Origin of the sequence: Vibrio sp. V10_P2A27P122 (genome assembly GCF_963874335.1) — a bacterium.
Taxonomy (GTDB): domain Bacteria; phylum Pseudomonadota; class Gammaproteobacteria; order Enterobacterales; family Vibrionaceae; genus Vibrio; species Vibrio anguillarum.
The window spans coordinates 1-14,449 of sequence record NZ_CAWNHY010000300.1; the positions used below are offsets into that span (position 1 = coordinate 1).

At 44.3% G+C, this 14,449-nt stretch carries 9 protein-coding genes and 2 pseudogenes; 4 read left to right on the top strand and 7 right to left on the bottom strand.

The annotated features are described in order from the left end of the window. Window positions 1-14: 14 nt before the first annotated feature. From AACQ17_RS16610 to iolG, 4 genes are all read right to left on the bottom strand, one after another. Window positions 15-569 (bottom strand): 3'-5' exonuclease, encoded by a 555-nt coding sequence (locus AACQ17_RS16610; RefSeq protein WP_228376474.1) that lies wholly within the window; start codon window positions 567-569, stop codon window positions 15-17. A gap of 155 nt (window positions 570-724) precedes the next feature. Next, window positions 725-2,584 carry a DUF294 nucleotidyltransferase-like domain-containing protein gene (locus AACQ17_RS16615; protein ID WP_166538042.1) on the bottom strand — a complete coding sequence of 620 codons (1,860 nt, stop codon included), beginning with the start codon at window positions 2,582-2,584 and terminating at the stop codon, window positions 725-727. Window positions 2,585-2,687: 103 nt separating this feature from the next. Continuing rightward, complete coding sequence (locus AACQ17_RS16620) at window positions 2,688-4,394, bottom strand: solute:sodium symporter family transporter (protein WP_038148493.1); 1,707 nt, start codon at window positions 4,392-4,394, stop codon at window positions 2,688-2,690. Window positions 4,395-4,492: 98 nt separating this feature from the next. Further along, the gene (iolG, locus tag AACQ17_RS16625) at window positions 4,493-5,479 is read right to left on the bottom strand and encodes an inositol 2-dehydrogenase (RefSeq protein ID WP_094147433.1); all 987 of its coding nucleotides are present in this window, start codon (window positions 5,477-5,479) and stop codon (window positions 4,493-4,495) included. Between the two features lie 594 nt (window positions 5,480-6,073). Here iolG and AACQ17_RS16630 point away from each other — a divergent pair. Then, window positions 6,074-6,222, top strand: a pseudogene (locus tag AACQ17_RS16630) (IS5/IS1182 family transposase); the annotation flags it as partial. Between the two features lie 101 nt (window positions 6,223-6,323). Then, window positions 6,324-6,522: pseudogene (locus AACQ17_RS16635) on the top strand (IS3-like element ISVpa4 family transposase); the annotation flags it as partial. Window positions 6,523-6,737: 215 nt separating this feature from the next. Here AACQ17_RS16635 and AACQ17_RS16640 read toward each other — a convergent pair. Further along, the gene (locus AACQ17_RS16640; protein WP_013856812.1) at window positions 6,738-8,141 is read right to left on the bottom strand and encodes an MDR family MFS transporter; all 1,404 of its coding nucleotides are present in this window, start codon (window positions 8,139-8,141) and stop codon (window positions 6,738-6,740) included. Window positions 8,142-8,239: 98 nt separating this feature from the next. Between AACQ17_RS16640 and AACQ17_RS16645 the strand changes: the two genes are divergently transcribed. Further along, window positions 8,240-9,151 carry a LysR family transcriptional regulator gene (locus tag AACQ17_RS16645; RefSeq protein ID WP_013856811.1) on the top strand — a complete coding sequence of 304 codons (912 nt, stop codon included), beginning with the start codon at window positions 8,240-8,242 and terminating at the stop codon, window positions 9,149-9,151. Window positions 9,152-9,240: 89 nt separating this feature from the next. Here the strand turns inward: AACQ17_RS16645 and AACQ17_RS16650 are convergent, their stop codons facing one another. Then, complete coding sequence (locus AACQ17_RS16650) at window positions 9,241-9,723, bottom strand: porin family protein (protein WP_017044743.1); 483 nt, start codon at window positions 9,721-9,723, stop codon at window positions 9,241-9,243. A 103-nt stretch (window positions 9,724-9,826) separates the two neighbouring features. Continuing rightward, the gene (gene hrpA / locus AACQ17_RS16655) at window positions 9,827-13,762 is read right to left on the bottom strand and encodes an ATP-dependent RNA helicase HrpA (protein ID WP_094146835.1); all 3,936 of its coding nucleotides are present in this window, start codon (window positions 13,760-13,762) and stop codon (window positions 9,827-9,829) included. A gap of 240 nt (window positions 13,763-14,002) precedes the next feature. Here hrpA and AACQ17_RS16660 point away from each other — a divergent pair, with 240 nt between their 5' ends. Beyond that, the gene (locus tag AACQ17_RS16660; protein WP_013856808.1) at window positions 14,003-14,407 is read left to right on the top strand and encodes a hypothetical protein; all 405 of its coding nucleotides are present in this window, start codon (window positions 14,003-14,005) and stop codon (window positions 14,405-14,407) included. Window positions 14,408-14,449: the final 42 nt, after the last annotated feature.

Genomic DNA, 14,449 nt, shown 5'->3' on the forward strand with positions numbered 1-14,449 from the left:
CAGCAACGTATTCATCATAATGAACGCAATACCAAGGGACCTAAACGCGGAGTTTGATCTTCACAAATATCCTCGACCAGCGCCAGAAACAGCTCACCCGTGGCCACGACATCGGCAAAAGCATTATGCGCAAGATAAGGAGGCAACCGTTTCTGGTCTCGAATATGAGCCAATCGTAAATCAGGATACATAATCCCTCGATACTTCATGAGCGAGCGTTCTAGTCGCATTGTATCTAGAAAGATCAGAGGTAAAGGGAGCGAATCTTCTAGCGATAGCAACTGACGTAAAAACTGCTTCTCAATTTCAGCACCATGAGCAATCACCACTTTCCCGCTTAAACTTTCGACCAAACATTCAATCAGCTCATGACGTGAAATGCCTCCGAGCAATGTTTCCGGTACGATATGGTTAACGACCGCTGTTTCTGCCTCAATACAGTGCTCAGACTCAACATAATAATGCTGAGCTGTGGCAAGAGACATCACAGGGTAATGAATATTGATCATCCCTACCGATAAAATTTCATCTTGTCTTGGATTGAGCCCTGAGGTTTCAAAATCTAACACCACACACTTTAACTGCGATAACGGGGTACTGGGATCAGGGTACGGGTTCTTAAAAAGTGGCAGGCAATGAGATGGAATTCGAGATCGTGCCAAAGCGTGACATCGTAACTTATCACTATTGCTGAGCGGGTGTTGACGACGAAACCAATGCTTTATCACCGTAAGCGCCCTCCTGCATGATACCGTTGTCTCGCGGCTTCTTGGTAACGAGCAATAATTCGAAATGCATCTTTGAGGTGGTTACGTTCAAATGCCGTCAACTCACCCGGCGCGATCTGGTTATTCAGGGGTTGCCCGCGTTGTACTTGTTCACCTTGATGGTGAAAGCGGACTTGATTGATAAAGTTCAAAGCTTCTTGTAGTTCTTGCTTGCTGCCATGGCTGATCACACCAAGTTTTGCCGCACACGCTAATCTTTTGTGCGTTTCCGGTACAAAACACCCTGCATTTAAGGCATAAATTCGCGCTAACTCAACAAGTAAATTCACCGCTTGCTGTTTAATATTGAGCACTTGGCGATTATCCCCATCTTTGGTTAACACAAACTGACGAAACAGGCCTAGTGGCGGACTAACGCGCAAAGAGTTTGCCACCATAATAGAAAGAAAGCGCTGGTTTCCTCGGACACAAGTCAGCAAGGTTTGGTTAAGTACCTCAACCAAAGGTTTTGCTCCGTATAAAAAACGTATGTCCAGAAATACGCTGATATCGAGCAATGACTGAGGTTCAGGCAATACCACCCATTGCCTGAAGTTTTTTTGCCATTGATCTAAAGAGACACACCAGCGAGCCTGATTCGCCATCATCTCTCCTGGGCAAAATGGATAACCACAGGCATCAAGCCCATGACAAACAAACTGTGCTAATTTTTGAAAGTAGGCTCGCTCATTCTGATTCGCTTCTCTAGCCAATATGATGCCATTATCTTGATCGGAATTTAAATGCATCTCTTGGCGAGCCTGAGATCCGGCGGCAAACCAAGCATATTCCATCGGAGGTGGGCCAAATTCGCGCTCAGCCAGTTGCAGTAGCCGTTTATTAAAGGCATCGGCGATCAAGGTCATCATCTGCTGGATAATGGTAGGGGCAACACTGGCAGAGAGTAATGCATCAAATACTGCTTGTCGTTGAGGAACCAGACTCACTAGCTCAATCAAAGACTCCTGCCGGTAAATTCGACTGATCAGAAACACCGCATGAACATGGCTTTTTTCTGTCAAGCTGGTGGCGGTTAATACCCCGACAACCTGCTCCCCCTCCAACACTGGCAAGCTTCGTACATTGTGTAACATCATCATTTCCATCGCTTCAAGCAACAAGGCATCAGACTGAATGGTTTGAGGATGTTGAGTCATAATTTGACTGATGGGCGTATTTAACATTAACCCTGCCGCAATGACTCTTTTGGTCATATCTCGGTCAGTGACCACACCGACTAATTGATCATTATCCATCACTAACGCACTGGAACGGTGACTATTGACCATAATTTGTGCCGCTTCTTGTACCAGAGTATCAGAATGGACTTTTGCCACACTACGATTCATCACCTCTTTGACACGTTTTGAATAGAGCATTTCCTCACCGGCCCATTTCACACTGGAATGAGCCAAACGCACCGATTCTTTGGAAGAGAAGTGATTTCTAACCGCTGGTTTATCTTGCATGAGCTGTAACAGAACCGTTTTAGGAATGCGATACAGTAACGTGTTTTCTAACGCCACTAGCTGGTAATCACACTCACCCGTACGATACAGCTGGCTAAAACCGAACAGATCACCATCTGCAAGCCGAGCCCGCAAGGTTCCATCCGCATGGTATTGCTCTACCGCGCCTGTTCGCACAAGGTACAAGCCCTGCCCGACAATATGCTCTCCAGCAAGCGGTTTGTCTTGCTTTAAATAGAGAATATCCACTGCTGCCGCTAAGGCATTTTGCTCTTGTTCTCCTAATCGCACAAAGGGATCAATCGAAGAGAGATAACTAACAATATTGGGTAAAAGTGAACGTTCCATCGCAGAGCCTATTTCTATCAACGAAAATCGCTCAATCCTTTTGCGAAAAGATTGAGCGGTATACGTATTTAACTCTAGTGAGCGCCAAGGTAAAAACTTGTCACTATTGAGCGTCTTTCTGAGCTTTGAGCATTTTAGCTCGTGGACTGCGTATTAACTCACGGAAAATAACCCAGAAGACATACCCCAGTGCCCCTACCGCCAATAAATAGTATCCAGACATGACCCAAGTTGGCACATTGTGCGCAAGGAACACATACATAGACACAGAAGAAAGAGTGATCAGCACTGCCACCGCAGGCGTCATAGACCAAGGAGTAATATCCACTTGTTCGGTATAAACATCTTCATGATTTTCCTGGGGATAGAAGTAACCCACCGTCAACATAAAGGCAATGTTGGCAACAAACAATAGCCCAACAAGGTGGAAAAAGTGGATGTCGACTTGGAACACAAAGTTAAATAGAATATAGGCTGATACACCAAAAAGTAGCCCAAGTTTAGCCGCAATGGCTGGCACATGTTTAGTCAGTAACCCAACCAGTACCACACTCAAAATCGGCGAGTTAAACAAACCTTGTAGCTGCTGAATAAGATAGAATAGGCCATCTGGCGCGTTGGCAACTAAAGGAGCCACAATCATAGAGATTAACGCTAAGCTTAGCCCTAACCATTTGCCAACAGATACAGTTTGTGCTTCCGTTGCATCAGGTTTAAGCGATTTTTGGAAAATATTGACAGTAAATAGCGTTACCGAAGAGTTTAATCCGCCACTAAAGGTAGAGAACACGGCTCCAACGACTACCGCAGCAAAGAAACCGACCAACATTTCTGGTAAGACAAGTTGCACCAAATTCGGATAAGCATGATCTGGGTTTGCTATCTGTCCATTAAACACATGGAACGCAATAATACCGGGTAAAATGATAATGCTTGGGATCATCAGTTTAAAGAAAGCACAAAGCAGTACCCCTTTTTGCCCTTCTGCTAGGTTTTTCGCCCCCAACGCTTTTTGTACAATCGACTGGTTGGTACACCAAAAGAACATATTAGAGACAATCAACCCAGTAAATAAGGTAGAAAATGGCACCATGGAATCTTCAGAGCCAATAGAGTTAAACTTTTCAGGGTGGGCTTGATACACTTCCACTAATCCTCCCCAGATATCACCATCTCCGACATAAGCCAGAGCGAACAGCGTGACCATCAAACCGCCCGTAATTAACCCTACGCCATTAATGGTATCGGCCACCGCAATGGCCTTAATTCCACCAAACACAGCATAAATAGCTCCAATACCACCCACTCCCCAAACCATAAGCCATAAGGCGGTATCTTTATCAACATTAAAGACATTAGAGACTTGGAATAGGCTTTCCAAAGCAATCGCGCCGGTATAAAGCACAATAGGTAATAATGAAATTACATACATAGCTAAAAATAGAATCGACGTGATGGTCAGCGTTTGCTTATCAAAGCGCTTTTCTAGGTATTCTGGGATGGTAGAAATACCCAGTTTTAAGTAACGAGGTAAAAAGAAAATGGCAAAAAGAACAATGGTCATGGCTGCCATCACTTCCCATGCCATAACGATAAAGCCAGTGCGAAATGATAAGCCATTTAGCCCAACGAGGTGTTCCGTGGAGAGGTTCATTAGCAGCATTGAGCCACCAATATAAACCCCAGTTAACGATCGCCCACCAAGGAAATACCCTTCGGTTGAATCAGTGAGGTGTGCATTGTGCGTTTTATAGTAAGCAAAACCCGCAACGAACAGCGTAAAACCGATAAATGAAATAAAAGTGATCATGGTTCCTCCAATAGCTTTTATTACGCCCAGCACTCTTTTTCATCCATGCAGAGCGATAAGTTAACCCACCCAGTCATTCAGAATGGGTTAACGACGATTTACAGGGTAATTTCACGCCCTGAATGTAGAGATTCCAATGCTTTATCTGCCAGCAATAATGCTTGCTCACCGTCATAACCACTACATTCTGGCTCCGCTCGGCCAGATAACACATCTACAAAGTGTTCCCACTCTGCACGATACGCTTTTTCATAACGCTGTAAGAAGAAATGTTCAGGTTTTGCAGCCACACAGCCTTGCTCTCCCCAAACTTCCACCGCATCTTCATGAATATTATTAGCGCGCAGTAAACCTTTTTCACCATGGAGTTCAATACGTTGATCGTAACCGTAGCCAGAGCGACGGCTATTGGTAATGGTCGCCATCGCCCCAGATGGGAATTTCATCACGATGAATGCGGTATCAATATCCCCCGCTTGACCAATTTCAGGATCGACAAGATTACTGCCTTGTGCATAAATAGAGACAGGATCTTCTCCCATGATAAAACGAGCCATATCAAAGTCGTGAATCGTCATATCTCGGAACATGCCACCAGAAACTTTGACATATTGAGCAGGAGGTGGGGAAGGATCGCGGGAAGTGATCAGCAGAGATTCCGCTTTACCAATGACACCCGCACTCAGTTGTTCACGGACTTTTCGAAACTGTGGATCATAACGGCGGTTAAACCCGACAAAGAGAGGAACCTGATGCTCTTTGACAATCGCTAAACATTCACGTACTCGTTCAATATCCAAATGAACGGGTTTCTCACAGAAGATAGCTTTCCCTGCTCGTGCTGCCAGTTCAATCAGTTCAGCATGGGTATCCGTCGCAGAGGCAATCAGCACCCCGTGAACATTCGGATCAGCTAACGCTTGTTCAGTCGTCTGAATGTTTGCGCCATACTTGTCGGCCAGTCTTGCGGCACCATCACCATAAGGGTCAATGACAGCGTAGAGGTTGGTTTCTTTATGTTCATCGATATTGACGGCATGAACTTGTCCAATCCGGCCAGCGCCAAACAAAGCAATGTTATACATAGGGTACTCTCCTTATACAGGATGTTTTTATGATCTTTTCATTGAAGCTCTACCGCATAACGAGTATTGATGTTCTCATTTCATTAATGAGCGGAATGGAAACAATGAGTTCTTGTAATGACAAAGACACCATAGCAACGAAACAATGATTCCACAATAACCTAAAGTGAAACTTTTATTTTGTTTTTGAGAATTGAGAGTATCGCAATATTTTTGCTCAAAATGGTCATACTGACTTTATTCATCAAGTCTAATATGAGTGAGTTGAACGATACTGTTCAACAAAATAAAACATCATTGATATACAAAGGCTTTTCATTACCACACCAGATAACTGGTTATCTAAATGAAATAAATATTTTATTTTGATTAAAATAAACGATCGTTCCAATGGCTTACATCAAAAACGCAAAAAGTCACAATATGAGAAGAATGTTCTCTTTGTGGCTTTAGTTTAATGAGGCTTTGTTGCGTAAATCTATGGAATTAAATCAAGAAGCTACGATCTGATCAGGCACATTCACTTTACACCGTAGCTTTATGCCTAAACCACGTTATAAAACAACCAACTGAAAACAGTATAATAAAGCCTTAATCAATAGTGGCTATCTCACTTTCTGGATTGATGGAGAGGTTATACGAGAATGAAAACAAGGCAGCGTGAGAGCTCACGTCGCTTCAGTGGATTGGCGATTGCGACGGCACTGATGATGAATCGCATCTTCTCAATACCACTGAGATCAAAATTTACGGTGAAAAAGCATGCTACGAACTGCAAGCGTAGATTTGGTTGGATAAATCCAACCAAATACCTATAAAGCACCAGTGCGAGCTTCTCAATATTACTCGCTTTTATATCGAAGCTCTTGAAGAAGCGCTTAAACACTATGGACCGCCAGATATCTTCAACTTCATATCAAAGCAACCAGTTTACCAGCATTGAGTTCACACAGAAGTTAATCGACCATGGCGTGCAGATCATTATGGATGGGAAAGACTGTTGGATCGATAATGTTTTCATTGAGCGATTATGGCTAAGACTGAATTAACTTACCCCAGATGAAGTCTACTTCGATGGAGAGAGATATACCGCATGAGCCGGATCCCCCCCCTTAAAGAATTAGCTTATGTGTTCACCATTGGGGTCCATTTCTTTGTAGATCTGTTTACCCTACCTTCATGAATTTTTCCTAATTCTACGAACCATCCAGTGATAACCAGCGCAATTAAGAGTAATGTTGCTAACGAAACGGATAATTCATGATGAACTTTTCATCAATGCATCTTTACGCAAGCGCCATACTGTCAGTAACATCGCCAGTAATGCTAGTACGCTCATGCCAATATAAACCAAGCTAAAACCTTGTGATAATACCTGAGTGGAAACGCCGGCCTGCTCGGCACCGTGTTCAGCAACCATGACTTCGCTCGGCACTCTCAGGTAAAAGAGCGCGGAACAGAACGCAACACCGAGTGCACCGCCGAGTTCTCGTCCAAAATTAAACAGTGACATGCCAATGCCGCGATCACGTGCGGGTAAGACACTTTGTACAACAACGCCTAAGGCCGGTAAGGTTAAACCAATACCTATACCCGCAAAACCCAATGCAAATTTCACCCACATATCGTAGTGAACTTGCCACAATGCAGCCATAGCCAAAGCAAAACCGACGATCACTAACATCTTATAACGACCAAACTTCGCGATGAGCTTCCCACCCACATAAGCGCCAGAGGTAATACAGACCATGAAGATCACCATAATCGCACCACTTTCTGACGGAGTGAGTCCTTTTTGCCACTGAAACTGCAGCGGCAAATAAACCAAAAGCGCAAACATCAGCATTTGCGATCCCATAATAAGAACAATCGCGGTCAGATAATTCGGAAGACGTGCTAAACGCGCCGGTAAAATAGGATCACTCACTCTGCGTTCAACAACCACCAAAGCAACTAAACACGCCAGTAATGCAAACGCACCCCAGCCAGTAGGGATAAATGAATGTGAAGAAAGTAATAACAGCAGCAAAGTCGTCGCACTCATGAGTAACGCTGCTCCCACCCAATCAAAGCGACTATCTCTGCGTTTATTGAGATGCTTCAAATAGCGGTTAACCATGTAAAGTGCCACCAACCCTAACGGTAAATTAATACCGAATACCCACCGCCAACTGAGGTAGTCAGCAAAATAGCCGCCAAGCAGTGGCCCTGCAATACTGGACACCGCATAAACCGCTGAAATATAACCTTGGTACTTGCCCACTTCGCGCGCAGGAATTGAATCGGCGATAACAGTAAATGCCAGAGCTATTAAGCCTCCACCGCCAATCCCTTGAATCACACGAGCACCAATTAAACTGGGTAGATCAAAAGCAAAGGTACACAGCGCGGAACCCAACATAAAGATCACGATACTGACATTTAGCATCCGAACTCGTCCGAACAAATCGCTCAGTTTACCGTAGACGGGCAATACAGCGGTCGATGCTAATAGATAAGCAGTAATCACCCATGTTAATGCTTGTCCTGCCGAGAGATCTTGCCCAATAAGAGCCAATGGTGTGGTAACGATGCTTTTTTCAAGCGAGCCTAAAGCGATGACTAAAGCAACGCTGGCAAAAATAATTTTCGGATTAGCCGAATAAGTTGAATCGGTAGGCATGTGCCCCTCATATGAACTTGATTAGAATGCGCGACCGACACGATAACGTAATAGTGCACATCCTAAAATAGGATAGAATGGGATGGCTTATTGCATAAATGGGATTAATGATGAAACTTGATGATTTATCACTCTTTTTAACGGTAGTGAAATGTGGCAATTTTACGCTGGCAGCAAAACAAAAAGCCTTGTCCACCAGCACGTTGAGCCGCAGAATCCAGCAGTTGGAGCAAGATATTGGCAGCATTCTACTGATCAGAAACAGTAAAGAAGTGGTACTAACGAAAGAAGGCGAGCATTTGTTTGAAACCTATGCCAACCTATTTAGCCAAATAGAAGATAAACAAGCACAAGCTCTAAAAGCCAAACAAGAGTTTAGAGGCGAGATCGTCATTAACGCGCCAATCCTACCCATTCGGCATCAGCTAAGTCCATTAGCACTGGAATTTTGTCAGCAACATCCTAAAGTCAACATTCGTATTCAAGTCGGTGCAGGGCTGGATTATCATACCCAGCACGACCTTGATATAGCGCTGCGTTTTGGTCCACAACCGCAATCCGATTGGGTTGCGCGCAAACTAGCTAATAACCCTTCCGTGTTGTGCACAAGCCCTGACTACTCAGCCTCTTTGCTGCTAAAACATCCAGAGCAATTACTTTCTCTGCCACTACTCACTTTAAATACCAAACAAGCGTGGATATTTGAACATCAGCAAAGCAAAGAACGTTTTCAATTTATCCCTCAGGCACGTATTAGCTCTGAGGAAATTGATACGATTTTACAAGCCACATTCATGAATATGGGTATTGCAAGGTTACCTAAAGGATTAATTGATAAGGAGTTAGAGGAGAAACGATTAGTGCCATTATTGCCTAATTGGCAGATTGAAGGAGCGGATGTTTATTTGCTGCACCCTCAGAGACGTTTTCTTCCTGAGCGAACTCAGGCATTTATTGACTACATCATCAATCACTGGTCGCGCTTTGCTTTCAGTTACTGGCGTACTTGAGAATGTACACCACACCATACTGCTCAAATAAAAAACCACTTCTTGCTACTAACGAGCAAGAAGTGGTTGAAAGCGATTGAGTGACTAGATTAAAGAAAGTGGAAGGTCGCGTTGAATGAAACCGTACCAATATCGTCATCGCCTAAAGTGTAATTCATGTAACTTGCACCAACTGAAATTGGCCCCATCAGGAAGTATTCAGCGCCTACACCGTACATGATGTCAAAACCATCATCTATTTTATTGCTGTTTAATTTTTTATCCCAAGAATGCAAACCACCCTTGGCATACACATGCAGAGGGCCAAAATCAATGCTTGGTTTTACCGCAAAATAAACAGAAGAGGCCGCGATTTCATTCGTGGCAGTGACTTCAAATTTGCCATGGTCGGTGTAACCCGCTTCGAGACCAATCAGAGGAAGAATACCAGTACCGGCATGAATGTTGTACGAAGTACCGCTTTTACCATTCAAATCCGATTGGCCTACCGATGCGCCGCCATAAATCCAAGAGTCAGCAAACGCCATTGAAGATGTACTGATCAGCGCCAGTGCGATTAAAGTCTTTTTCATGATGAACCTTCTTTATTTAATTTGGCAGTGGCCTCAAAACGGCGACCGATTGCCACATAGCGTCAAATTATAGTGAACTGTTGGTTAGATGCAAATCTTATACCTAACAAGCATCAATCGCATTTTTTATACGTTTATCTGAAACTGGATAAGGAGTGCCAAGTTGCTGAGCAAATAAACTCACGCGAAGCTCTTCAATCATCCAACGGATCTCTTTAACATTTTCAGGTACTTCTGCACCGCGAGGTATCTTGTTTAGTAGCGCTTTGTAATCATTGGTTACCGCTTCAATTTTCAACATGTGCAAACGATCCTTATTTGGATCAATGGGTAACTTCTCCATCCGACGTTCAATCGCGCGCATGTAACGCAGAATATCCGGCAAACGCTTCCAGCCGCATTCGGTGGCAAAGCCTTTAAAGATCAAACCTTCGATCTGCGCTTTGATATCCGATAGGGCAAAGGCCATCGTAAAATCGATTTTCCCTTTCAGCTTTTTATTAATGTTGAATGCCGTGGTAAGAATCGTCTCCACTTGTTGAGCGATATCGACCACAGTATCGCCCAATTCAGCGCGCACAAACTCTTTCAGTGCCTCAAACTGCTCCGGCTCCCACACTAAACCGCCTTGCTGCTCAATTAACTTATCAATCCCACAAGCAATACAGTCATCAATCAGGTCCAGTACTTTGCCATACGGGTTAAAGTAGAGCCCCAATTTTGACTTGTTCGGTAAATTGGTGTGCAGATATTTAATCGGTGAAGGAACGTTCAGCAAAATCAGACGCCTTTGCCCTGCTTTCATTGCATTGAGTTGTTCTTGCTCGGTCTCAAAAAGCTTAATTTCAACGCTCTCTTTACTATCCACTAACGCTGGATAGGCTTTAACCTCGAAACCGCCGCGCTTTTGTTGGTACACTTTCGGTAATTCACCAAAGCTCCACGTATGCAAACCTTGCTGTTCAATATCATCGTCTGCCACTTGAGAGAGTGTTTCTTGTACTTTCTCTTTCAAACTCTCTTTCAGCTGATATAAATCTTTATGCTCGTTGAGTTTGCGATTTTTATGATCCACCGCGCGAAAAGTGATTTTTAAATGATCCGGAACTTGCTCTAACTTCCAATCTTCACGCTTCACCTCGACGCCCGTCATGCGTCTTAACTCTTTTTCCATCGCATCCAATAAAGGCAATTCCATCGGTGTGACACGAGCTAAAAACGCATCCGCATAGTTAGGTGCCGGTACAAAGTTTTTGCGCAGTGTTTTAGGCAACGACTTGATCAGGCTAACAACCAATTCATGACGTAACCCGGGGATCTGCCAATCAAACCCTGTCGGTTCAATTTGATTTAGAATCGGCAATGGCAAATGTACCGTGACACCGTCACTATCTACTCCAGGTTCAAATTGATAGCTGAGCTTCAGTTTAATACCGTTTTGGTGCCAAAAGTTGGGATAATCTAAATCAGTGATGTGGCTAGCATCACCTTTAAATAGCATCTCTTTTTCAAAGTTGAGTAGATCTGGGGTGGCTTTGCTGGCTTTTCGCCACCACGCATCAAAATGACGCCCAGAGACCACATCCGTTGCGACTCGCTGATCGTAGAACTCGAAAAGCTGTTCATCATCAATCAAAATATCGCGGCGGCGAGATTTATGCTCAAGCTCCTCGACTTCAAGTAATAAGCGACGGTTTTGCTTGAAAAACGCATGTTTGGTTTCCCAATCACCTTCAACTAATGCACTGCGAATGAAAATCTCACGACATAGTGGCTCGTCAATGGTGCTGTAGTTAATCAAACGTTTAGGCACAATAGGAATGCCATATAACATCACTTTTTCATAGGCCATGACGGCGGCTTGTTTTTTTGACCAATGCGGTTCGCTGTAGCTACGCTTGATCAAATGCTGTGCCAGCGGTTCCACCCATTCAGGCTGGATTTTAGCTGCAATACGCCCCCACAGTGTAGAGGTTTCCACCAATTCGGCGACCATCACCCACTTGGGCTGCTTTTTAAACAGGCCAGAAGCGGGAAAAATATTAAAGCGGGCGTTACGAGCCCCTTGGTATTCATTTTTCTCTTGGTCTTTGATACCGATGTGCGACAGTAAACCAACCAAAATTGCACTGTGGATACTTTGGTAATTGCCCGGTTCGTCGTTCAATTTGTAATCCATTTCACGCATCGATTGGTGAATTTGGAAGTAGACATCCTGCCATTCGCGTACCCGCAAATAATTGAGGTAATCTTGTTTACACTGCTTACGAAATTGGCTGCTGCTTAACGCTTTTTGCTCAGTTTGAATGTGGTTCCACAAATTCACTAGGCTCAGGAAATCGGACTCTTCATCAAAAAATCGGCGATGTTTCTCATCTGAGGCTTGTTGCTTATCTGATGGGCGTTCACGTGGGTCTTGAATCGAAAGTGCAGCGGCAATCACCATCAGCTCTTTTACGCAGCCAAGCTTTGGCGCTTCGAGCACCATACGCGCCAAACGGGGATCAATCGGCAAGCGTGCTAATTTGCGCCCCATATCCGTCAACTGCTTTTTGCTGTCGTGGCCATTTTTATTGGTATCAGGAACAATCGCACCAAGCTCTTCAAGCAAACGCACACCATCTTGAATGTTGCGTTTATCCGGCGCTTCCACAAATGGGAATGCTTCAATATCACCTAGCCCAAGTGCGGTCATTTGTAAAATAACCGAGGCTAAGTTGGTACGCAGTATTTCCGGATCGGTAAATTCTGGGCGTGAAAGAAAATCCTCTTCGGAATAGAGGCGTATGCAGATCCCTTCTTCAACACGGCCACAACGTCCTTTACGCTGATTTGCACTCGCTTGAGAAATTGGTTCAATCGGCAAACGTTGGACTTTGGTGCGGTAGCTATAACGGCTGATACGCGCCGTACCTGGGTCAATGACATATTTGATCCCCGGAACGGTAAGGGATGTTTCTGCCACGTTGGTGGCTAAAACAATGCGCCGCCCTATATGGGGCTGAAAGATTTTATTCTGCTCACCGGCGGATAATCGTGCATAAAGCGGCACAATTTCAGTATCACGTAAGTTACGTTTACTGAGCGCATCGGCCGTATCACGAATTTCTCGTTCACCATTCATGAAGATCAGAATATCACCAAGCCCTTCAGCACAGAGTTCATCGACGGCTTCAAAAATACCTTCAAGTTGATCGCGGTCTGCTTCCTCTTCACCAAGCAGTGGTCGATAACGCGTATCGACCGGATAAGTACGACCCGACACTTCAATGATAGGCGCACCGCTAAAATGGTTAGAGAAGCGTTCAGGATCGATGGTGGCCGAAGTAATGATGACTTTGAGATCCGGACGACGCGGCAGCAGTTCTTTCAAATAACCTAAGATAAAATCGATATTTAAGCTGCGCTCATGCGCTTCATCGATAATGATGGTGTCGTACTGATTGAGAAAACGATCATGCTGGATTTCGGCCAACAATATCCCGTCAGTCATCAATTTGATCTGAGTCTGCTCGGAAATTTGATCGTTAAAACGAACTTTATAGCCAACAAAGCCACCCAGTTCTGTTTCCATCTCTTGCGCTATTCGGCTCGCGACCGAACGCGCAGCAAGGCGACGTGGTTGCGTATGGCCAATCAGGCCATATTTACCGCGCCCAAGTTCTGCGCAAATTTTGGGTAACTGAGTCGTTTTGCCTGACCCTGTTTCACCCGCCACAATTACCACTTGGTTTTCAGCAATCGCTTTGGCGATATCATCGCGTTTTTGGCTTACGGGCAATAAATCAGGGTAGTCGATGGTAACGCGGCTGTTGAGACGCTGCTGCGCCACCATCATTGACTGAGCAATATCGAGCGCAATTTGATCAAAAACGGCATGTTTGGCTTGCTCATTTTTTATTTTGCTCGCACCAGAGATGCGTTTACTCAGACGAAAACGATCACGCATCATGCATTCTTTCAATGCATTGCGCAGAGATGCCGCACTGTTGCTGCTAGCGTTCATTGACTTGTGTTGATTGGGCTGTGACGAGGTCAAAGCATTTCCTATTCATTTCATTACATAAAACTGAGCGGATTGTAGCATAATCAACGCTCCTGCAATCAGTTATCCTTTCACAAACGGCGAGCATTTATTCGCTTCCTCCTCGATTCCGGTATGTTTTGCCATCGTTCGTATGATTAAGCGATTTAAAATTGGGCAATCGGATCAGGATTTCTTATGTTTATAAGAAAATCGCCGCTACAATAGCGACATGATTACTGAAACGATAAAACTGTGAAAGCATCTGAACTGAAACACATACTCGATTCACTACCCGATAACACCGATCCAGAATTGGTGATGGGTGAGGCTTGGTTGCCTGAACGTCTTATTGACACACAATTGGACGGCCATTTTCTGTTTCTGGAGTTTGATAATGCGCCCGAGGAAGGTGAAGGAGAGGAAGAAGGTCGCGGTTTTGTTGAACATGAGATTGCCATGATACGGCGACGCTTTGAAGAAATTTTGCTAGAAAAAGCGGACAATAAATCCAAAGCCGATGCCATGTTAGCGCTTTTCCTGATGGGGCATGAATACTCAAGTTCAGAAGTCATTGAAATACTAGAAGACCCTAGCGTCCCTCAAGATCCGAATGATTTTTATCACGAGAACGATGAAGATGAATCTCATGATATTTAGAATCTCACTTTATTCTGACTTGTGTTTTGCTCAATACGCCAC

Excerpts from the sequence above, each read along its gene's own strand:
- AACQ17_RS16615 (WP_166538042.1), bottom strand. The coding sequence starts at position 2,584 with ATGGAACGTTCACTTTTACCCAATATTGTTAGTTATCTCTCTTCGATT.
- AACQ17_RS16620 (WP_038148493.1), bottom strand. The coding sequence starts at position 4,394 with ATGATCACTTTTATTTCATTTATCGGTTTTACGCTGTTCGTTGCGGGT.
- iolG (WP_094147433.1), bottom strand. The coding sequence starts at position 5,479 with ATGTATAACATTGCTTTGTTTGGCGCTGGCCGGATTGGACAAGTTCAT.
- AACQ17_RS16640 (WP_013856812.1), bottom strand. The coding sequence starts at position 8,141 with ATGCCTACCGATTCAACTTATTCGGCTAATCCGAAAATTATTTTTGCC.
- AACQ17_RS16645 (WP_013856811.1), top strand. The coding sequence starts at position 8,240 with ATGGGATTAATGATGAAACTTGATGATTTATCACTCTTTTTAACGGTA.
- AACQ17_RS16650 (WP_017044743.1), bottom strand. The coding sequence starts at position 9,723 with ATGAAAAAGACTTTAATCGCACTGGCGCTGATCAGTACATCTTCAATG.